A 20,638-nucleotide genomic window follows, 5' to 3' on the forward strand; every position below is an offset into this window, starting at 1 on the left:
TTAACCGTTGCCGATGTTACGCCACTCATCATAAACCGCCCGTGCGCGGCCTTCGTGATCCTCGTCGGATTTGGCACTTTCAGATGCAAAAATCTTAAACCGGATGCCATTGGGATCGCGCACAAAAAGGCGCCGTGACGTGCCATCATCTTCGTTATGATAGACAATCTTGTGCTGAAACAGGTGGTTCTGCCACGCAATCACATCGCGCGCCGACCGACACCGCAACCCGATATGAAACACATCATCGGGCATCTGCGGATCATCGGCATACGGCCCGTTATCGGCCGGCCAGTCATAAAAGGATAATCGCGTGCCATCGCTTAAGGCATAAGTGATCAGCAGGTAATCGCTTTTCCATGACGGGCTATAGCCACTTTCCGCATGAACAAGTGTTGCCCCCATGACATTCAAGTAAAACGCGTCTGTCGCCGCAAGATCACGGGTTGGAAATGCAAGATGATCGACACTGACTGGTGCAGCTGTCATGTATGCCTCCGTTGGTCTTATTTACCCTTCTCAACAGATGGTGAATTTCGCTCCAAAATCAATCCGATGTCCTGCTTTTGAAATCGTCATGAAATCACAACATGCAACCATGTGCGAAATCACAGTACATATAGGCCGATTACCGTATTGACCCCCTTGCCCCCCGCTGCTATTGGGTCGCCTTGCGGAACATACCGGCAATCGCGCGCGTTGTTACCCATATTCAAATGACGCGCATTTGGCATCACCGCCCTTGATGGGGGACATAAACGATGAATGACCATAGTTTATCCGTCTCCGGATCATGGATGACGCAGCGTTTCGCCGACCATTAGAGGATCGCACCTTTGTTGGTGCGCCTGATGGACCGTCCGGCTTTGGCGTTTTATGCCAAAGCCCCCAATCATCCCACATCCCCGTGACATAGTTGTAGAGAGCCGCCCATGCCCGCAACGCCATATTACCTGATCGACAAGTCGAAGCTTTTGCGCAACATGGAAAAGATCGCCTATGTGCGCGAACATTCCGGGGCAAAGGCGCTTCTGGCACTCAAATGCTTTGCCACATGGTCGGTATTTGATTTCATGTCCGACTATATGGACGGCACCACGTCGTCATCGCTGTATGAAGTCAAACTGGGCCGTGAAAAATTCGGCAAGGAAACCCATGCCTATAGTGTCGCCTACTCCGATGGCGAAATTGGCGAAGTGATCGAAAATGCCGACAAGATCATTTTCAATTCCATCAGCCAGCTGACCCGCTTTGGCGATAAGGCCTCAAACATCGTGCGCGGCCTGCGCCTAAACCCGCAGGTCTCCACCTCAAGCTTTGATCTCGCCGATCCGGCCCGCCCGTTTTCACGCCTTGGCGAATGGGATGTTGCCAAGGTCGAAGCGGTGATGGATCAAATTTCCGGCTTTATGATCCACAACAACTGCGAAAATGACGATTTCGATCTGTTTGACCGCATGTTGGGGAACATCGAACAAAAGTTCGGATCGCTTTTGTCGCGTGTCGAATGGGTTAGTCTGGGTGGCGGCATCCACTTCACGGGCGAAAATTACCCGCTTGATAAATTCTGCGCGCGCCTTCGGGCCTTCGCGCAAAAATTCGGCGTGCAGGTCTATCTGGAGCCCGGCGAAGCCTCGATCACCAAAAGCACAACGCTTGAGGTCACCGTGCTCGATACCCTGTTTAACGGCAAGAATCTGGCGATTGTCGATAGCTCGATCGAAGCCCATATGCTCGATCTTTTGATCTACCGCGAAAATGCCAAGGTTCTGCCCAACACCGGCGACCATGCCTACATGATTTGTGGCAAATCCTGCCTTGCCGGGGACGTTTTTGGCGACTTTAATTTTGAACATGAAATCAAGGTCGGCGACCGCATCTCGATTGACGATGCCGCGGGCTACACCATGGTCAAAAAGAACTGGTTTAACGGGGTCGGCATGCCGTCCATCGTCATCCGGGAACTGGACGGTACAGAACGCGTTATTCGCGAATTTGACTTTACTGACTTCGTCTCAAGCCTTTCGTAACCCGAAAGGGCTGTTTTCATAGCGAACCGGGGCAGAACAAATCCTGCCCCCACCTCTCAAACAAGGGAGTTTTTGGCCCGACATGAAAAAGAATGTTCTGATTATTGGCGCCGGTGGCGTCGCCCAGGTGGTTGCCCATAAATGTGCACAGCATAACGACGTGCTGGGCGATATTCATATCGCCTCACGCACTGCTGTGAAGTGTCAGCAGATCATCGATAGCATCCACGAAAAGAAGGCGCTCAAGAACCCCGGCGTTCTGGAAGGCCATGCTTTGGATGCCACCGATATTGATGCGACCGCAGCCCTGATCGAAAAAACCGCAAGCCAGATCGTCATTAATGTCGGATCTCCGTTCGTGAACATGCCCGTCATGTCGGCCTGTATCAAAACTGGCGTTGCCTATCTTGATACCGCCATCCACGAAGAACAGGACAAAATCTGCGAAACCCCGCCATGGTATGCCAACTACGAATGGAAACGCCGCGAAGAATGCGAAAAGGCTGGCGTCACCGCCATCCTTGGCATCGGGTTTGATCCGGGTGTGGTCAATGCCTATGCCAAACTGGCGGTCGAAGATTACTTCGATAAAATTGACTCGATTGACATCATCGACATCAATGCTGGCAGCCACGGCAAATATTTCGCCACCAATTTCGATCCGGAAATCAACTTCCGCGAATTTACCGGCACGGTCTATTCCTGGCAGGACAGCAAATGGCAGTCCAACAAGATGTTCGAGATCAAGAAAATCTGGGACATGCCCGTGGTTGGCGAAAGTCAGACCTTCATGACCGGCCATGACGAAGTCCATTCCCTGTCACAGAATTTGGACGTACCGAACGTCCGCTTCTGGATGGGCTTTGGCGATCATTACGTCAATGTCTTCACCGTGCTCAACAGCATCGGCCTTCTGTCCGAACAGCCGGTCAAAACCGCCGAGGGGCAAGAAGTCATTCCGCTTAAGGTCGTAAAGGCCTGCCTGCCGGACCCAAGCTCGCTGGCCCCCGACTACACCGGCAAAACCTGCATCGGTGATCTGGTCAAGGGGACCAAGGACGGCAAGGAAACCGAAGTCCTGATCTATAACGTGGCTGATCACAAAGACGCCTATAACGAAGTCGGCAGCCAAGGCATTTCCTATACCGCTGGCGTGCCGCCGGTGGCCGCCGCCATGCTGATCGCGACGGGCGAATGGGATGTCAAAAAAATGGCCAACGTCGAAGACCTGCCCGCCAAACCGTTCCTGAACTTGCTCAACGGCATGGGCCTTCCGACCCGCATCAAAGATGCCAATGGCGACCGGGCACTGGATTTTAGCTAAGCCACCGCACATCGCATAATATGAACATTCTCAATGGCGGGCCTCAGTGCCCGCCATTTTTTATGGCGGGTCCTGACCAGAGGGTCAGAAAACCGTCTTTGTCGGACACAACCGGCGCATATATGAATTGACGCATAAAACTGGAAAACTCATTCTTGAGCGCCTAGGCTAATCTCTCACATAAAAGCCATTAAGGACTTCTCACTACCTATCAAGGTAGCAAAAGCATGAAACCTAGGAACATGATGCGGCCCAACATGCTACTGCCGTATATCGGCTCAGCATACCTTAAGAGCGATTTTCGCTACGCGAGAGGTAGGGTTTAAATAGATATGCCTTTTACAGCGGCCGATTTCGGATTCGACCTGAGCAATCGCGAGATCGCTACTCTCATTTATTTAGGCCTTCTTCTGGCCGCTGTGCTGCTGTGGAAAAAAGGACGTCCTAACGCGCTTAAAGTCGTGCGAGCCTTTTTTGCTCCAAAGATCGCACCAGTCTGGTTGCTCATGTCCCTCTACGTAGCAGCCTGTGTCTGGTTGCTCGCGTGGTTGGATCTTTGGGAATGGGCCAATCTTAAATCAACCCTGCTATGGTGGTTGACGGTCGGTTTTGCCGGTGTCTTTGAAGCCCAGCAGCTCAAGGACAAGCCAAATATGCTGCGCAAGCTCGTGCGCGATGCATTTACACTCTCCGCCGTCGTCCTATTCATCGCCGAGTTGGTGAGCTTCCCACTCTGGGTCGAACTACTAATGCTTCCTTCGCTAACGTTTCTCACTCTCCTTATTGCCGTTGCCGAGCGTCAGACTGATGAACCCGGCGTTGCACTAACGATGAAACTGCTGCGCGGAGTCCAAATTCTCGCGGGCCTCACCATTCTCGGCTTCAGCTATTGGCTGGTCGCCAACCGCGTCAACGAATTCTGGTCGCTGAGCACACTACGCGACTTTGGGCAACCATTGCTGCTCTGGTTAATGTTCATACCGTTCATTTTCTTACTAGCGGTTTATATGACCTACGAGGAAGCCTTCAAGCATTTACAGATAAGGCCAAAACAGACCTCTATCGTCCGCTATGCACGATGGCGCGCTCTACTCGCGTTCGGCTGGAATATCGACGGGGTGAAGCGTCTCGTGCGGGATATTCAAACGCGCGATATCACTGAGAAGGAAGGCATCAAAGAGGCCATCCAGGAAATAAAACAGCTCCTCAAGGTCGAAAAGAACCCACCAACTGTTTCGCAGGCCGAAGGCTGGTCACCCCATGCGGCGCGACTATTTCTTTTAGAATACGACCTCGCCACCGACGACTATCACCGAACGCAATGGGATTGGTTCGCACACATTCCATCGGTGAAGCTGAACGAAAAAGTCTTGGCTGATCGGTTTTCCTATTACCTAAGTGGTAATGAGCGCGCTGTGACACGATTGCGACTTGCACTCAACGGCTCAAACCAGAACGATACGAATGAAGCGCAGCGCGCCTTCGATGAACGCGCGGTGACCCTCCTCGCTAAAGCGTTTGATGCTGAGCGAGCGGCAACGATTTACGCTGGTGCCCAAACCGATGAGCCCGAAGAATTAGAGATTGATGGTATACAGGTGTCGCTGAACCGAACAGATTGGGGCGACGCTCACAGCGGTGGTTATGTGAGGAATCTGATTGTTAAGCATCCTAAGCACCAAGAAATTCACTAAAGCGCCTGCCTATCCATCTTTATCGACTTTTCTTTTCGCCCTAACCTGACCGCTGAGCAAAATGAGCAGCACACAGTGCCCGCCATTTTATATGCCGAGTCCTGACCTTCTGGTCAGGAACCCGACTTTTTAACGCACAACCGGGCGTTTATCCCTTTCCCACGCGACACACATCATCACCCTATACCTTCGGTCGCGCAATGCGCGAAAACGTCGGGTTCCCTTATAGTTTCGCCCAAAATAATCCCATCCTTATGAATAGGATTCTGGGCATTTCGCAGGCGCAAAAATAAACCTTTCAAAATCAACGGTTTGACAACCGAAACCGCTTTCGCTAGCGTCTCAAACTCTTTCCGAAAGCGGTTTCGGAAAAGAAGCAAACATCCCCACCAAGGTGATGAAGAAAAGATAAGGGAGGTTCCGTGCCACGCGCGCCACAACGTAGCGAGACCATGTCTATTGCCCGACTGGCAAAGCACCTTGGCCTGTCCGAGGGCACGGTTTCGCGCGCGCTGAACAACTATCCCGACATTGCCGACAAAACCATCGCGCGTGTGCGCAAGGCCGCCGATGAACTGGGTTATCGCCCCTCCACCACCGCCCGGCGCTTGGCGCGTGGTGTGGTTGAAACCATCGGCTTTGTCCTGCCCGCCCGTCATGGGCATCAAATTGACCCGTTTCTGGCCGAAATCCTTGATGGGTTGGCGACCGAACTGGCCCTGTCGGACTGGGACTTACTGGTTGCCGCCGTCCCCGAAGGCCATGACGAGGTCGAAGTCATGGATCGCCTCATACGATCCGGCAAGGTGGGCGGTTTTGTCATTGCCCGCACACGGCGCCACGACCCGCGCATCGACTATCTGCGCAAATCGCATATCCCCTTTGTCGTGCAGGGCCGCACCGAAGACTGCGACGATTACGCGTGGCTCGACATCGACAATGAAAAGGCGTTTGTTGATGCCATGGACCATCTTGTTGGTTTGGGCCATCGCAAGATCGCCTATCTCGGCGGCGATCCCGACCTGAACTATGCATGGCAACGCCGGTCTGGATATCTGAGCGCGGCAAAAACCCATGGCTGCGATGTTCTTGACGGCTACCTTCATGACGGCATCACCGATGAAATGGCCGCCCGGCACGCCGTTGCCGACCTCCTCAAACATCCCGACCGCCCCACCGCCATCCTGTGCGTCACCGACGCGGTCGCCATTGGTGCGATCCATGCGCTGGCCCACGCCGGAATCACGGTTGGCGAAGAAATATCCGTTATCGGTTTTGATGGCCTGCCGATGGGGGAGGCCATCCACCCCGGCCTGACCACCATGAGCCAGGCCAGTTATCAGGTCGGCCGCGCGGTTGGCCGGATCGTCGTCGCCCAGGCGAACGAGACCAAAGAGGCCAACGCGCCTGCATCCGAGTTTTCCCAAATCTTGTGGGAAGCAACGCTGACCATCCGTGGATCAGCCAATCCGCCGGCACCAAAGCCGGTCACCAATGCCAATCCGGCATCAATGCCGGTAACCAATGCCAAGGGAGGCATCTCATGAAAACAAGATTTACGCTGACCCTCGCAGCCGCCGCTCTGCTGGTTTCCACCAGCATGGCAAGCGCACAGCTGCGTTTCTGGACCATCGAAGAACAGCCAGACCGCCTTGCCAAGCAGCAGGAAATGGCCAAGGCGTTTGAGGAAAAAACCGGCACGGCCGTCGAAGTCATTCCGGTCACGGAATCCGAACTGGGCACACGGGCCACGGCCGCCTATGCCGCCGGTGATTTGCCCGACGTCATTTATCTCACCCTGCAATATGTCCTGCCATGGTCCGAGGCCGGTATCCTTGATACCGAAGCCAACAACGAAGTCATCCGCGATCTCGGGGCCGATACCTTTGCCCCCGCCGCCCTGTCGATGGCCGATTTTGACGGCGAAACCGCCGCCGTTCCGTCCGATGGCTGGACCCAGATGGTGCTGTACCGCAAGGACCTGTTTGACGAAGCCGGGCTTGAGGCCCCCAACAGCTACGCCAACATTCAAAAGGCGCTGGAAAAACTGCACAATCCGCCGGAAATGTATGGCTTTGTCGCCGCAACCAAGATCGACGACAATTTCATGAGCCAGGTGCTCGAACATGTCCTTCTGGCCAATGGCGCAACCCCGGTTGCCAAAGATGGCTCTGTCGGATTTGACAAGACCAAGCTCATTGAGGCACTCGAATTCTATAAATCCATCGCCAAGGCATCGCCCCCCGGTGATCTGTACTGGAAACAATCGCGCGAAGTCTATTTCGCTGGTCAGGCGGCGATGATCATCTGGTCGCCCTTTATTCTGGATGAACTGGCGGGCCTTCGCGACAGCGCCCCGCCCACCATCAACGATGACCCGACATCGGGCGAACTGGCATCGAAAACCGGCATCGTCACCCGCCTGACCGGCCCGTCCAACCCGGATGGTGCCGCATGGGGGGACATCAACTATTTTGGCATCACCAATGACGCCGATACCGATGCCGCCGAAGAATTCGTCAAATTCTCAATGGACGAAGGCTATGGCAATACCCTGTCCATCGCCCCCGAAGGCAAATTCCCGGTCCGCAATGGCACGGCCGATGAACCGGAAAAATTCGTTGATCTGTGGTCGACCCTGCCGGTTGGCGTGGATCGCAAAAAACCGCTGTCCGAACTCTATGACCCGGCTGTGATCCACGAAATCGTTTCGGGGCTTAAAACCGCGAACCGTTGGGGCGTTGCCGAAGGCCAGTTGGCCAAGGCATCGCGCATCATCAACAGCCAGATCATCAACACGCTGGTTCGCGAATATATCGACGGCGAACGTGATGCATCGGCAACGGCTGATTTGATCAACGAAGAAATCGCCGCCGTCGAATAAACGATCTTGAATTCGGGGCGGGCTGATTTTGGGTCGCCCCGGATATCTGGTTTTCACAACGGACCAAAGACGATGACAACGTCCCACAGCACCCAGACACCATCCGCAACAGCACCGCCCAAAAAATCAAAACTCGGCCCCATGGCCCGGCGCGAAGCCCGACTGGCCCTCTGGATGCTGGCACCCACCTTTATCATTGTCATGGGCGTTGTGCTGTTTCCGTTGCTGGCCAATTTCTGGATTTCGGTAAAGCCGGTCAAACTGTCCGATTTGCGCCCGCCAACCCCGGTGGTGTCCGAACGTGTCCGGGGGGACATGGATGTCGCGGGCGAAGAATTCCGCATTCAGTATCGCATGCGAAATTCATCGCAAACCGGTGCGATTGATGACGTTCTTCTGACCGATACCCTGCCGTCTGGCATCACCGTGACTGACATTGACCCGGCCTGTGAGGTTGATGGTCAAAACGTCACCTGCCGTCTCGACCGGCTTGAAGGCGGGGACCGTCAACGCCTTGAACTCAAAGCCACCGCCGATGCCGATTTTGCCGCCAATCCGGTGTCGCCCCGCGACAGCGAACCAACCTTGACCGGCAATTCCGAAAACATTCTCACCAACAACCAGTTCACGCTCGATAACTTTGCGCGCATCTTTGATTCCCGCGAATTCTGGAGTGTCCTTTGGGTCACCATTGCCTATACCGTCTTTGGCACCTTGGGCGCACTGGTGCTTGGCCTGTTTGCCGCCCAGATTTTAAACAAGCCCTTTAAGGGCCGCGCGATCATTCGCGGCCTTTTCCTGTTTCCCTATGTCGCCCCCGTGATCGCGGTCGCCTTTACATGGGTGATCCTGCTCGATCCGTTTAACGGCACGTTCAATGCCATTTTGCAACGCATGAACGTCACCGATGCCGGGGTAAACTTCTTTGGCCAACGCGCTTTGCCGATTGATATCTTTGGCCTGACCATTGAATTCCCGTTGGCCCTTGCGACTGTGATCGCCTTTGAAGCATGGCGGTATTTCCCGCTGTCGTTCCTGTTTATTCTCGCCCGCATGCAATCGATTTCCTCGGACATGTATGAAGCCGCCGAGGTTGACGGCGCATCCCCGCTGCAACAGTTCTGGCACATCTCCCTGCCGCAGCTTCTGGGCATTCTATCGACCCTGTTTTTGCTGCGCTTCATTTGGACGTTCAACAAATTCGACGACATCTTCCTTCTGACCGGCGGGGCTGCGGGCACGCGGACCCTGACCGTCGATGTCTATGAACAGGGCTTTGCCCTTTCAAACCTTGGGGCCGGGGCGGCCGTGGCCGTCGCCATCTTCATCCTGCTTCTGGTCTTTGCCGTGTTCTACTTCAAATTCGTCCATCGGGAGGATCAGTAATGCGTATTGGTACGGGTCTTCTACTTGCCCTGATTTCGGGCCTGATCTGGGGCGTGATTGCCATTGTCATTACCGGCATTTCCCTCACCCTGATTACCGGCCTCGCCGCCACCCCGATCATGTCGGCAGGTGCGCTTGCCGGGGCGGTCAATGCCGCGATCATTATCTCGCGCGCGCCTAAAAACCGCACACCGGGATTGTATCTTGTCGCCTTTGCCGCCGTGGTGATTGCGATGATGCTGGTGTCCTTTGGCATGCCGTTCAGCCTGTCATTCTCGCAAAATTCTGCCACTCAGGCCTTTGGCGTTGGCCTGATTGCACTGGCCATCACCTTTGCCAACCGCATGTGTCTGATGGATGCGCATGCGGGGATGCTCAAACGCTACAGCTTTGATCTTGTCATTGTGCGCGTGTTCAAGGGGCTTGGCTTTGTGTTTTTCAGCGTGATCGTCATCCTGCCATTCTATGTGATGGTGATGACCAGTCTTAAGAACCAGCAAGACCTGTTCTTGAACCCGCTTGATCTGTCGATTGATCTCTCGCAGGGTTTTGCCAGCCTGACCGACAGTTATGTCGAACTGTTTACCCAGTTCAATTTTGGCAGTTTCCTTCTGACATCGACAATCGTCTCCGTCTCGACCGTGATCATCACACTGGCCTTTTCCATTCCGGGTGCCTATGCGGTGGCGCGCTTGAAATTCCCCGGCCAGACCGTGCTTTCAAGCTCGATCCTGCTGATCTATCTCGTGCCCATGATCGTTCTGGTGATCCCGCTTTATGCGGTGTTTAGCCAGCTTGGCTTGCGCAACTCGCTGGTTGGCCTTTTGATTGTCTATCCGGCCACCACGGTTCCCGTCGCCCTTTACATGCTTCAGGGATATTTTCGCGGCATTCCCGCCGAACTTGAAGAAGCCGGTGTGATGGATGGTCTGTCGCGCCTTGGCGTGATCTGGAAAATCACCTTGCCACTCGCCCTTCCCGCCCTGGCATCGGTATCGCTGTATGTCTTCATGATTGCGTGGAACGAGTTCCTGTTTGCCTTCATGTTCCTCGATGATCCGGGCATCTTCACCCTGTCACGTGGGGTTGTCTCGCTCAATTCCTCCGAGGTTCCCCGTCAGCATCTCATGGCCGGTGCAGTAATTGCCACCGTGCCGATATTGGCGATCTTCCTGTGGTTTGAACGCTTCCTTGTTCAGGGCCTGACGGCCGGGAGTGTCAAGGGATGATCAAGTCACCAATCCATCAAATGCCAACCCGGCATTCCGCACCATCCACACCATCCATAAAAACAACGCCCACCGCCAAAGATCAGGAGGCCAAATAAAATGGGTCAGATCGAACTCAAAGACATCCGTAAATCATTTGGCGGTGTCGAGGTTATCAAAGGCATCGACCTTCAAATCGACGAGGGCGAGTTGGTGATTTTCGTCGGCCCTTCGGGCTGTGGGAAATCGACCTTGCTGCGCCTGATTTCCGGTCTGGTCGAGGCCAGCGACGGTCAGATCATCATTGATGGCGATGACGTGACGGGCAAACCGCCCGCCGAACGCGAACTTTCCATGGTGTTTCAATCCTATGCCCTTTATCCGCACAAATCGGTGCGTGAAAACATGGGCTTTGCGCTGACCGTGGCTGGCATGCCCAAATCCGACATCACCGCCAAGGTAGATGAGGCCGCCGCAACTCTCAAACTCGAAGACTACCTTGACCGCAAACCCAAGGCCCTGTCGGGCGGGCAGCGTCAACGTGTTGCCATTGGTCGCGCCATTGTCCGTGAACCGCGCGCGTTTTTGTTTGATGAACCGCTCTCGAACCTTGATGCGGCTTTGCGGGTTGAAATGCGCCTTGAAATCGCCCGTCTGCATCAAAAGCTTGGTGCGACCATGGTCTATGTCACCCATGATCAGGTCGAAGCCATGACGCTGGCCGACAAGATCGTTGTGCTGCAAGCAGGCCAGATCGAACAAATCGGTTCCCCGCTTGATCTTTATCGTCATCCGGGCAACCTGTTCGTCGCGCAATTTATCGGATCCCCGAAAATGAATGTGGTCGAATGCACCGGGGCGGGCACCAGTGTCACCTTTGGCAATGACAACACATCCGATATTGCCCGCAATGCCGAAGGCGCCACCAAAATGGGGGTCCGTCCCGAACATATGTCCCTCTGTGCCGAAAAGGACGGCATCCTTGTCGGTCAGATTGATGTCATGGAACATCTCGGTTCGGACAGCTTTGCCTATGTCAATGTCACCGACGTCGGACTTTTCACCGTGCGCATCGTCGGCCATTCCGATGCTGTCGTCGGTGATGTGGTCGGGCTGACGTTTGGATCGGAAAATGTGCATCTGTTCGATGCCGCCGAAAAAACCATTCCGGCCTGATCGATGACGCATTTTAATCCTCATACAATTAAAATGCGGTCAAATGTCACCCAGATGGCGAACCTTCGTCGGGCCCTTGGTTCGCCATTTGGTCATTTGCTTAAAATGAATAATAAAGATGATTATTCAAAAAATATGAATAATAAAAACAGTCCGAACCGCTACTTCAGCGACCCCAGAACCGCCAGACTTTCATAGCGCTTGATATAGGGTTCATGAAACACCCGATCGACAAATGCGCTGTATTCTTCCATGTCAGTCACTTGAATCCGCAACACAAAATCATGCGCCCCCGTCACATGATGACATTGGACAACTTCGGGCATTTTGGCGAATGCTTCACGCATCAACATATAGCGGTCCGGCCGGTCGCGCTCCATGGTCAAAAGCACGATAACCATCATCTTTTTACCAAAAACCTTAGGCGACACAATCGCAACATCGCGCTCAATCACGCCGGTTTCGCGCAATCGCTGAACCCGGCGCAAACAGGCCGCCGACGACAGCCCGACACGGTCGGCAAGCTCGCTGCCCGTCAAACGGCTGTTTTCCTGCAACAGTTCAAGCAGGCGATGGTCGAATTTATCAAGCTCCGCCACGGTTCAGTCTTCCCGGTTCATCATGATGTAACTCCCTGTAAACAAGGATGACCCAAGCCGCCAGCGAAAGAAAATCGTTTTTATAAAATTTTTGCGGAAATCTCGCACCGAATTGCGAAGTTTGCGCGCCAAACAACATATTGCAGGCGTAGTTTATCTGTGGGTTCAGAGGAAACTCTAACCCCTTATTAGCAAACAAACTAGCGAGCCAGCATCATGCCAGCACAAGTTACGACTGATCCCCTCGTCGCCACCACCAACGTTGCGCCGGTTTCAGGCGCATCTGTCTGGCGCTGGCTCGTCCTTTTGCCGCGCAAATGGGCACACGCATACAAGATCGCCCGCGACACCCAAATGCTGCGGTCGGCCCCGCGCGAAGTTCTTGACGATATCGGCATTGCACGCCGCGACGTTCAATTCGCTTGCGAACATGGTCGTCTGCCGAACTGAGATCCATTCCCCATCGGCAAACTGGCCCCCACCCTGTTTGCCGGTGAGATCTGATGTGATGAAAAGCCTGCCGGTACATATCCTGTATCGGCAGGCTTTTTCTTTTCGGGGTGGTTACCCGTCGGTTACCCACAGCCCCGCAATGATCAGCCAACAAGCCAAAAGAGAGAGATGAGGCGGTCATGCAATATCAGCTTAAGATCAATGGTGAATCCCGAACCGTTGACGCCGAACCGGGCACCCCGCTGCTTTGGGTTCTGCGCGACGAACTACAGCTTACCGGTACCAAATTTGGGTGCGGCGTTGCCTATTGCGGCGCCTGTACGGTGCATGTCGATGGCTATCCGACCCGGTCTTGCCAGACCTTTGTCGAGGATGCGGTTGAAACCGAAATCACCACCATCGAAGGGGCAACCGACAAAGTTGCCGAGGCCGTTCAGGCCGCTTGGCGTGAAAAGGATGTGGTGCAATGTGGTTGGTGCCAGTCCGGCCAAATCATGTCGGCCATCGGTCTTTTGACCGAAAACCCCAGTCCGACCGATGCAGACATCAAGGAATACATGTACGGCAATGCGTGCCGGTGTGTGACCTATGTCCGCATTAACGAAGCCATCAAGCTCGCATCGCAAAAGCTGGAGGCCTAAGTCATGACAATCAACGTTTCACGCCGTGGTTTCCTCAAAGCATCGGCTGCTGGCACCACCGCCCTTTTGGTCGGTGTAAACGCCAAGGGTGTTCTGGCTGCGGGAAGCACCGCATCCGCCGCCACCGATTTGAACCCGTTTGTTAAAATTGATGCCGATGGCACGGTCACCGTCATCATCAAGCATTTCGAAATGGGTCAGGGCACGACCACCGGGCTGACCACATTGGTCGCCGAAGAACTTGATGCCGACTGGGATGCGGTTGCCATTGATTTCGCACCGGCCAATACCGAACGGTATAAAAACCTGTTCTTTGGCGCACAGGGGACCGGTGGGTCGACCTCAATCGCCAATTCGTTCATGCAATACCGCGAAGCCGGTGCGGCAGCGCGTGATCTTTTGGTCCGGGCCGCCGCCCAGAAATGGGGTGTCGACACCAGCAGCATTTCGGTTGAAAACGGCATGCTGACATCGGGTGCCAATAGCGGTCATTTCGGTGAATTTGTCGCCATTGCCGCAACGCTTGAAGCGATCGAAAAACCAACGGTCAAAACCCCCGATCAGTTCAAACTGATTGGCAGCGAAAAACTGCACCGCAAGGACAATACCGGCAAAACCAATGGCACTGCGATGTTTGCCATGGATGTCAATCTGCCCGGTATGATCTATGCCGTGATCATGCGCAGCCCGAAATTTGGCGGCACGGTTGTGTCGTTTGACGATAGTGGTGCCAAAGACGTTGGTGGTTTTATCGCCGCACAGGTTCTGCCCAACAAGGCAGGTGTGGTAGCCTTTGGCAAAAATACATGGGCCGCGTTTCAGGCCCGTGATGCGCTGTCGGTTGAGTGGGATTTCAGTGCGGCTGAAACGCGCAGCACCGATGCCATGATGGCCGACCACAAAGCGATGCTTGAGACCCCGCAATTTGACGTCAATCACGAAGTCCCCTTGGCCTCCGTCGCCCCGATTTTGGCCGATGCGGCCACAACGATTGACGCCGAATTCGATTTCCCGTTCCTCGCACATGCGCCGCTGGAACCGGAAAACTGCACGATTGAACCCACCGAAAATGGTGTTCGCGTCCATGACGGTTGCCAGTTCCCGACCTTTACCCAGCCAATGGTCGCCGCCGTGCTTGAACTTGACCCGTCACAGGTCGAGGTCAAAACACTTTATGCCGGTGGATCATTTGGCCGTCGTGCCAATGCCACGTCTGACTACAATACCGAAGCCGCGATGGCCTTTGCCGTTTCCGGGCGCAAGGTTCCGGTCAAACTGGTCTGGAGCCGCGAAGACGACATTAAAGGCGGCTATTACCGTCCGATGTCGGCCCACCGGGCGAAAATCGGTCTTGATGCCGATGGCAAAATCATCGGCTGGGACCACCGGCTTGCGGTCAAATCCATTGTCAAAGGCACGCCGATGGCCGGTATGGTTCAAAACGACATTGACCCAACGTCCGCCGAAGGGGTTGCTGAAAGCCTGTATAACGTGCCGAATTTCGGCATTGGCCTCAGCGATTTCCAAACCCCGGTTCCGATCAACTGGTGGCGTTCGGTGGGACATACCCATACCGGGTTTGTCATGGAAAGCCTGATGGATATGGTCGCCACCCAAACCGGGCAAGACCCGATTGAGATGCGCCTGTCGATGCTCGATGGTGGTACGGCCAATCAGGCCCGCATGATCGAAGCCATCAAACTGGTCCGCGACATATCGGGCTGGAAAAAAGGCGATAAGCGCGGCTTTGCCAGCCACCTTTCGTTTAACACATGTGTTGCGGTTGTTGCCGATATCACGGTTGAGGAAACCAGTGTGCACGTCAACAAACTGTTCATGGCCGTCGAATGCGGGGTTGCCATCAACCCCGATGTGATCCGCGCACAGATGGAAGGCGGGGCGGGCTTTGCGCTCAGCGCCATCTTGCGCAATCAGATCACACTGACCGACGGGGAAGTCGATCAATACAACTTCCCGGACTATGAGCTTCTGCGCAACGAAGAGATGCCTGAAATCGAAGTCGCAATTGTTCCGTCAAACAATGCACCAACCGGTGTTGGCGAACCGGGCGTTCCCCCGACCGGACCGGCTGTCGCCAATGCCATTTTTGCGCAAACCGGAAAGCGGATCATGGATCTTCCCATGACCAAGGCCGGTTTCGACTTCGTGTAAGGCATACTGCCCGGAGAACCAAATTTCTTCCCCCCCTCCCTTGTGTTCTCCGGGCAGCCCCTTTTCCCTTGAAGGGAACAGATAATGAGCAACCAACTTTCTGCGATGCTAAACGCCTGGCATGCGAACCGTGACGCCACCGAATGGGTTTTGGGCACGGTGTATCGCACCGACGGCTCAGCCTATCGCAAGGCCGGGGCGATGATGCTGATCAATGGTCATGGACAGCAGTTCGGCCTGCTTAGTGGTGGCTGTCTTGAGGCCGATATTATCCGCAATGCCCGCAAGGCCATGATCACCGGCAAGGCGGTGATGCTGGTCTATGATGGCAATGACGAGGATGATCTGTCGTTCAAGCTTGGTGTGGGCTGCGGCGGCACGGTGTACATCATGTTGCAACCCGTTACTGCCCAAAATGATCTCGGCCTGTCCGATTTGCATCACGCTTTGACGCAGCGCGAAAGTGGTCGGTATTTCCAAAAAGTCGGTGACGTCACCGGGCATTTTGAAACCGGCGATATCACCGGACACGACAGCGCACAACAGACCGCCCATATTGAAAAGCGGACCGATGGTGACTGGCTGATCACACCGATCCGCCCTGAACCCCATGTTCTGCTGGTCGGGGGCGGACTTGATGCCCGCCCTGTGATTAACATCGCCCATGAAATGGGATGGGTGACGACACTTGTTGATCCGCGTGCGGCCAATGCGCGTGCCGAACATTTCGCACATGCAGATACGATTTTGCGCAAGATTGATGATGACCTTGCCCGCCATGTGTTTGAGGCCAAAGTCGATGCCGTTATCCTGATGGCCCATAGCATCAGCATTGATGGCGATGCCCTTGCGGTCCTTAAAACCACACCGATCAAACATCTGTCGGCCTTGGGACCAAATCATCGCTTTGCCGAGGTGTTGAAACACGCCGGGATCACCCGTTCTGATCTGGCATTTGATATTTCCAGCCCTGCCGGTCTTGATATCGGCGGGCAACTGCCAGAAAGCATTGCCCTTTCGATGCTGTCGGGTATTCATGCCGGGCTGTTTAAACAAAGTGCCGTGCCCGCCGTTTCCGCTGTTCCCGCCATGGCGCGTGCCGCAGAATGATACCGTTAGCGTGATGAACACCCCCATCAAGCCCCCGCCCCACCCTCTTGCCGTGCTGCTTCTTGCCGCGGGTGAAAGTGCACGGTTTGGCGGACGCAAACAGCTTGCCGATATCAACGGCACCTCAATGATCTGCCACACCATCGAGGCATTAAGCACGATTGCCGGGACAGATTTGTTTGTTGTTCTGGGTGCGTTTCAAGACGAAATCGCGCCTGCGATCAACGCGCCTACCCATATTATCACGAATGACAATTGGGCATCGGGCATGGGCGGTTCCATCGCGGCCGGTATGACGGAAATCCAGCATCACGGGTCTTATGATGGCGTTTTGATCGCACTGTGTGATCAGGTCCGTCTCGGGCCCGCCGATTATGATAAACTGATTGCCGCGTTCAATGGTCAGAACATCGTGGCCACCCGCCATGATGACGGATTTGGTGTTCCGGCGATTTTCCCGGCACATATGTTTAAATTGCTGGCGGCGCTCAATGGGCAGGCAGGCGCACGCAAGGTTCTGAATGGGGCGCACCATGAAGTGATTGGCGTCGATCTGCCAAATGCGGCACAGGATATCGATACACAAGATGATCTGATCGCAATGCGCGCGCAGAACACCTAAATAAGCGATTTGGCGACGACATGAATGTTTCGGGCTGCCCCCGATTGGAAGTGCGGCATGCTTGACCGCCGCAGGAAAAGAGACGACGTGAATGAAAGCAACTGCAAACATCATGGTCCTTCTGGTCGAGGACAACATGGATATCGCTGCCACCATCAGTGATTATCTGACGATAGAAGGCGTTGAATGCGACCATGCCTATGACGGGGAAACCGCATATCAGCGCGCGCTGACTGGTGAATATGACGTCATCCTGCTTGATGTCATGTTGCCGTTTCGCGATGGGCTGAGCATTTGCCGGGCCCTGCGCGATGAGGGCATTGACACCCCGGTTTTGATGCTGACCGCACGCGACACACTTGAAGACAAAGTCGAAGGGTTTCATGCCGGGGCGGATGATTATCTGGTCAAACCGTTCGAGCTTGAAGAACTTTTGCTGCGTACGCGGGTTCTGTCACGTCGGCGCAGTGGCGAGGTCAAACGGTTTGCCCTGCGCGATTTGATGATTGATTTTGAAAACCGGTCGGTCATCCGATCAGGTCAAAACATCAATGTATCGCCAACCGGCTGGACCATTTTGGAGGTGCTGGCACAGAACAGCCCACGGGTTGTTACCCGGTCGCGGTTGTCCATGGCATTATGGCAGGGGGACCCGCCCGATACCAATGCGCTGAAAACGCATCTTTACAAATTGCGTCATCGGATCGACAAACCGTTTGAGCAAAATCTGATTCACACCATTCCGGGCCAGGGCGTGGCCCTGCGCGAGTAACTGTTATGAACACCACCTGTTGTGCCCCCAAAACCCGATCCTTTTCGCGCTTTGTGCGCAATTACGTCTTGCTGGGATTGGTGGTCACGCTGGTTCTTTATACTGCGGTGCTGAATTTCTACATGCTCTATGGCAAGTGGATGGTTGCGGCCTTTCAGCTTCAACTGATTGCCGAGCAATATGACGATCAGCTTGCCCGCGACCCGGATGCTCCGTTGCCCAAGGGGTTCAATATTGAATCCTTTGAACGGTTTGACGAACTGCCCGCAGAGCTGCGCGCGCATGCACGCCCCAAAGACCTCGAACTTAACGAACTTTTCTATATCAACACGGATCAATATGCCGACCAGAAAGACCCAGAAAATCCGATCTTTCTGGTTTTTCCCCACCAGCTTGCCGATGGTCGTGAAATCCTGATTTTGCAGACCTATCATGTCGGCGATGGCGAAAGCGTCTTTTTTGAGCGCCTGCACAATCTGGCCCTGCTTTCGATCCCGTTTGCCATGGCGGTTATTGGCATCTTTGCATGGTTCCTGTGGATCATTGGCAAACGCCTGACCAAGCCGTCTGAAAACCTGCAAGACTGGGCCAACAATTTGACGACCGAACGGTTGGCCGATCCGATCCCTGATTTCGGGTTCGAAGAACTGAATGACGTTGCGCGTGAATTGCATCGGTCGGTCAATCAGATTGACCAGTTTGTTGCGCGTGAACGTGAATTCCTGCGCCAAGCCAGTCACGAGCTCCGCACCCCTGTGACCATTGTGTCTGGCAATGTTGAATTGCTGGAAAAAAGCCCGCTGAACCAGACCCAGTCGCGGGTCATGACCCGGATCAAACGGGCAAACCGCAACATGCAGCAACTGCTGGAAACATTGTTGTGGCTGGGCCGGGACAACGCGCCGGTCGGCAGTACCGAACACATCAGTTTCGCAGCCTTTATCGAACAGGAAATCAGTGATCTTTCCTATTTGACCGACGGCAAGCACGTCACATGCAGCTTTACCCCCGATTGCGAAGACACCGTGATTGCCACGTCACGGGCGGCCTTGATGATTGTCATATCCAACCTGATCCGCAATGCGTTTCAACACACTCCCAAGGGGCAGGTGACCATCACGCTAAAGGGGACAGCATTGACCGTCAAAAATACAATTTCGACCTGTACTGGTGAATGTGCCACCCCGCAGGGTGAGGGCATCGGCCTGCAACTTGTCCGGCGTATTTGCGCGCGCCTGAACTGGCATTGCACGCCGACCCACCTTCAAAATGGTGGCATGTCGGTGACCTTTGACCCCGGCGCCGATACGCTGGTCAAACCAGAACCGGAACTTGTGACAAGCTGATCACGGATGGAATATGGTCGCCGCCGGATGGGTAAACGTCACCCGGCCATCCTTCATCCCCCAAATCGGACGACTGATTTCCGAGATGACCTGTGCGCGGCTTTTGGCGGGCAGGACAATAAAACTTGCGGCCTCACCCACCGCGATTTTGCTTGATCGGCCCAGCAATTTTGCCGGGGCATCGGCGACCATGGCAAAGCAGGTTTCAAGTTCCGCCTCGGTCGAAAGTTGGCTGACATTGGCATAAAGATTTGCCATGCGCGACAGCGAACAATCGCCATAGGGCGTAAACGGGTTCAGCACATTATTGGTCGCAATCGTGCAACACACACCCTGTGCGGCCAGTTTGTGCGCCGGTGCGACCCCGTGTGGTACCGAATGGTCATGATCGCGCCCGGTCAGGAAAAGATCGGTTGCCGGTAAAACCGTCAAGCCAATCCCGGCGTCGCGCATAAGCGCAATCGTGTCATCAAGTTGTGCCTTGGGCAGGACGGACAATTTGGTCACATGGCCAATCATCACCCGCCCTTGCCAGCCAAAGGCGATGGCTTGTTTGGCAACCGCGTCCAAATGCCGCCAACTGGCATCGAGATCGAAATCGAGATGGAAATCCAGATCAACGTCATAGTCGCGCGCCATTTCAAACAGGCGCAAAATCTGACCTTCTGGATCGGTATCCATATAGGGACATCCGCCGAGCAAATCCGCGCCGTTATCAAGGGCTTCGCGCAGTAATTCTTCGGTCCCCGGATAATTAAGCAGGCCTTCCTGCGGGAAGACGCAGATTTCAATATCCATCGCCCAGACGTAGTCGGCCTTCAGGCGTTTAATCGCGTTAAAGCCCGCAAGCCCGATGCCCGGATCAATTTCAACATGGGTGCGCACCGCATTGGTGCCCTCGGTAATTGCCTTTTCAATGACGCGTGCGCCGCGTGCGTAAATGTCATCTTCGGTAAAGCCGCTTTTGGCGTTGGCAACCGCACTGATCGCCCCTTGGAGCGTGCCGGTTTTGTTTTTGGCCCGATCAAGGATACAGGCCTTATCAAGATGCAGGTGGCTTTCGACAAAGCCGCAACTGATCAACTGACCGTCCGCTTCAAAAACCGGGGCATCGCCGGTTAGTGACGTGGCAATTTCGATAATCTTTCCTTGGCCAACGGCAATATCAACCAGCGTGTTTTCACCGGGCAGGCAGGCGTTCCTCACCAAATAATCAAGCAT

Annotated in this window: 18 protein-coding genes; 15 read left to right on the forward strand and 3 right to left on the reverse strand. The window is 54.6% G+C overall.

The features are described 5' to 3' along the window. Positions 1-489 carry a VOC family protein gene (locus tag AMM48_RS11840; protein WP_022731400.1) on the reverse strand — a complete coding sequence of 163 codons (489 nt, stop codon included), beginning with the start codon at positions 487-489 and terminating at the stop codon, positions 1-3. A 443-nt stretch (positions 490-932) separates the two neighbouring features. Between AMM48_RS11840 and nspC the strand changes: the two genes are divergently transcribed. From nspC to ugpC, 8 genes are all read left to right on the forward strand, one after another. Further along, the gene (gene nspC, locus AMM48_RS11845; RefSeq protein ID WP_102784208.1) at positions 933-2,030 is read left to right on the forward strand and encodes a carboxynorspermidine decarboxylase; all 1,098 of its coding nucleotides are present in this window, start codon (positions 933-935) and stop codon (positions 2,028-2,030) included. Between the two features lie 82 nt (positions 2,031-2,112). Beyond that, on the forward strand, positions 2,113-3,354 hold the full coding sequence (locus AMM48_RS11850) for a saccharopine dehydrogenase family protein (protein WP_102784209.1): 1,242 nt from the start codon (positions 2,113-2,115) through the stop codon (positions 3,352-3,354). Positions 3,355-3,686: 332 nt separating this feature from the next. Continuing rightward, positions 3,687-5,048, forward strand: coding sequence for a hypothetical protein (locus AMM48_RS11855; RefSeq protein ID WP_102784210.1), 1,362 nt, complete (start codon positions 3,687-3,689; stop codon positions 5,046-5,048). A 422-nt stretch (positions 5,049-5,470) separates the two neighbouring features. Then, the gene (locus tag AMM48_RS11860) at positions 5,471-6,595 is read left to right on the forward strand and encodes a substrate-binding domain-containing protein (RefSeq protein ID WP_102784211.1); all 1,125 of its coding nucleotides are present in this window, start codon (positions 5,471-5,473) and stop codon (positions 6,593-6,595) included. Continuing rightward, the gene (locus AMM48_RS11865; protein ID WP_102784212.1) at positions 6,592-7,932 is read left to right on the forward strand and encodes an extracellular solute-binding protein; all 1,341 of its coding nucleotides are present in this window, start codon (positions 6,592-6,594) and stop codon (positions 7,930-7,932) included. Before AMM48_RS11860 ends, AMM48_RS11865 begins: the two co-directional genes overlap by 4 nt. Positions 7,933-8,004: 72 nt before the next feature. Further along, positions 8,005-9,318: a sugar ABC transporter permease gene (locus AMM48_RS11870; RefSeq protein WP_102784213.1), complete on the forward strand. Its 1,314-nt coding sequence runs from the start codon at positions 8,005-8,007 to the stop codon at positions 9,316-9,318. Beyond that, a complete protein-coding gene (locus AMM48_RS11875) occupies positions 9,318-10,547 on the forward strand; it encodes a carbohydrate ABC transporter permease (protein WP_102784214.1) in 1,230 nt (409 codons plus the stop codon). Before AMM48_RS11870 ends, AMM48_RS11875 begins: the two co-directional genes overlap by 1 nt. Before the next feature lie 99 nt (positions 10,548-10,646). Continuing rightward, the gene (gene ugpC, locus AMM48_RS11880) at positions 10,647-11,702 is read left to right on the forward strand and encodes a sn-glycerol-3-phosphate ABC transporter ATP-binding protein UgpC (protein ID WP_102784215.1); all 1,056 of its coding nucleotides are present in this window, start codon (positions 10,647-10,649) and stop codon (positions 11,700-11,702) included. A gap of 161 nt (positions 11,703-11,863) precedes the next feature. On the opposite strand, the gene AMM48_RS11885 is transcribed toward ugpC, so the two are convergent. Next, entirely contained in the window at positions 11,864-12,301 is a 438-nt protein-coding gene (locus AMM48_RS11885) for an Lrp/AsnC family transcriptional regulator (protein WP_022731414.1), read from the reverse strand. A gap of 216 nt (positions 12,302-12,517) precedes the next feature. Here AMM48_RS11885 and AMM48_RS11890 point away from each other — a divergent pair, with 216 nt between their 5' ends. The 7 genes from AMM48_RS11890 to AMM48_RS11920 all read left to right on the forward strand — a co-directional run bounded on the left by AMM48_RS11890 (position 12,518) and on the right by AMM48_RS11920 (position 19,417). Continuing rightward, on the forward strand, positions 12,518-12,751 hold the full coding sequence (locus tag AMM48_RS11890) for a hypothetical protein (RefSeq protein ID WP_102784216.1): 234 nt from the start codon (positions 12,518-12,520) through the stop codon (positions 12,749-12,751). A 182-nt stretch (positions 12,752-12,933) separates the two neighbouring features. Continuing rightward, positions 12,934-13,395 carry a (2Fe-2S)-binding protein gene (locus AMM48_RS11895; protein WP_022731416.1) on the forward strand — a complete coding sequence of 154 codons (462 nt, stop codon included), beginning with the start codon at positions 12,934-12,936 and terminating at the stop codon, positions 13,393-13,395. 3 nt (positions 13,396-13,398) lie between these two features. Next, positions 13,399-15,567: a xanthine dehydrogenase family protein molybdopterin-binding subunit gene (locus AMM48_RS11900; RefSeq protein WP_102784217.1), complete on the forward strand. Its 2,169-nt coding sequence runs from the start codon at positions 13,399-13,401 to the stop codon at positions 15,565-15,567. A gap of 84 nt (positions 15,568-15,651) precedes the next feature. Next, positions 15,652-16,677, forward strand: coding sequence for an XdhC/CoxI family protein (locus AMM48_RS11905; RefSeq protein WP_102784218.1), 1,026 nt, complete (start codon positions 15,652-15,654; stop codon positions 16,675-16,677). A gap of 13 nt (positions 16,678-16,690) precedes the next feature. Beyond that, a complete protein-coding gene (locus AMM48_RS11910; protein ID WP_102784219.1) occupies positions 16,691-17,299 on the forward strand; it encodes a nucleotidyltransferase family protein in 609 nt (202 codons plus the stop codon). 91 nt (positions 17,300-17,390) lie between these two features. Further along, the gene (locus tag AMM48_RS11915) at positions 17,391-18,071 is read left to right on the forward strand and encodes a response regulator transcription factor (RefSeq protein WP_102784220.1); all 681 of its coding nucleotides are present in this window, start codon (positions 17,391-17,393) and stop codon (positions 18,069-18,071) included. A 5-nt stretch (positions 18,072-18,076) separates the two neighbouring features. Beyond that, complete coding sequence (locus AMM48_RS11920) at positions 18,077-19,417, forward strand: HAMP domain-containing sensor histidine kinase (protein WP_102784221.1); 1,341 nt, start codon at positions 18,077-18,079, stop codon at positions 19,415-19,417. Here the strand turns inward: AMM48_RS11920 and AMM48_RS11925 are convergent, their stop codons facing one another. Continuing rightward, on the reverse strand, positions 19,418-20,638 hold the full coding sequence (locus AMM48_RS11925) for an amidohydrolase family protein (protein WP_102784222.1): 1,221 nt from the start codon (positions 20,636-20,638) through the stop codon (positions 19,418-19,420).

This window comes from Thalassospira sp. GB04J01 (assembly GCF_000751115.1).
Taxonomy (GTDB): domain Bacteria; phylum Pseudomonadota; class Alphaproteobacteria; order Rhodospirillales; family Thalassospiraceae; genus Thalassospira; species Thalassospira lucentensis.

Excerpts from the sequence above, each read along its gene's own strand:
- AMM48_RS11895 (WP_022731416.1), top strand. The coding sequence starts at position 12,934 with ATGCAATATCAGCTTAAGATCAATGGTGAATCCCGAACCGTTGACGCC.
- AMM48_RS11905 (WP_102784218.1), top strand. The coding sequence starts at position 15,652 with ATGAGCAACCAACTTTCTGCGATGCTAAACGCCTGGCATGCGAACCGT.
- AMM48_RS11910 (WP_102784219.1), top strand. The coding sequence starts at position 16,691 with ATGAACACCCCCATCAAGCCCCCGCCCCACCCTCTTGCCGTGCTGCTT.
- nspC (WP_102784208.1), top strand. The coding sequence starts at position 933 with ATGCCCGCAACGCCATATTACCTGATCGACAAGTCGAAGCTTTTGCGC.
- AMM48_RS11870 (WP_102784213.1), top strand. The coding sequence starts at position 8,005 with ATGACAACGTCCCACAGCACCCAGACACCATCCGCAACAGCACCGCCC.
- AMM48_RS11840 (WP_022731400.1), bottom strand. The coding sequence starts at position 489 with ATGACAGCTGCACCAGTCAGTGTCGATCATCTTGCATTTCCAACCCGT.
- AMM48_RS11920 (WP_102784221.1), top strand. The coding sequence starts at position 18,077 with ATGAACACCACCTGTTGTGCCCCCAAAACCCGATCCTTTTCGCGCTTT.
- AMM48_RS11850 (WP_102784209.1), top strand. The coding sequence starts at position 2,113 with ATGAAAAAGAATGTTCTGATTATTGGCGCCGGTGGCGTCGCCCAGGTG.
- AMM48_RS11915 (WP_102784220.1), top strand. The coding sequence starts at position 17,391 with ATGAAAGCAACTGCAAACATCATGGTCCTTCTGGTCGAGGACAACATG.
- AMM48_RS11900 (WP_102784217.1), top strand. The coding sequence starts at position 13,399 with ATGACAATCAACGTTTCACGCCGTGGTTTCCTCAAAGCATCGGCTGCT.
- ugpC (WP_102784215.1), top strand. The coding sequence starts at position 10,647 with ATGGGTCAGATCGAACTCAAAGACATCCGTAAATCATTTGGCGGTGTC.
- AMM48_RS11865 (WP_102784212.1), top strand. The coding sequence starts at position 6,592 with ATGAAAACAAGATTTACGCTGACCCTCGCAGCCGCCGCTCTGCTGGTT.
- AMM48_RS11925 (WP_102784222.1), bottom strand. The coding sequence starts at position 20,638 with ATGCTTGATTATTTGGTGAGGAACGCCTGCCTGCCCGGTGAAAACACG.
- AMM48_RS11875 (WP_102784214.1), top strand. The coding sequence starts at position 9,318 with ATGCGTATTGGTACGGGTCTTCTACTTGCCCTGATTTCGGGCCTGATC.
- AMM48_RS11890 (WP_102784216.1), top strand. The coding sequence starts at position 12,518 with ATGCCAGCACAAGTTACGACTGATCCCCTCGTCGCCACCACCAACGTT.
- AMM48_RS11855 (WP_102784210.1), top strand. The coding sequence starts at position 3,687 with ATGCCTTTTACAGCGGCCGATTTCGGATTCGACCTGAGCAATCGCGAG.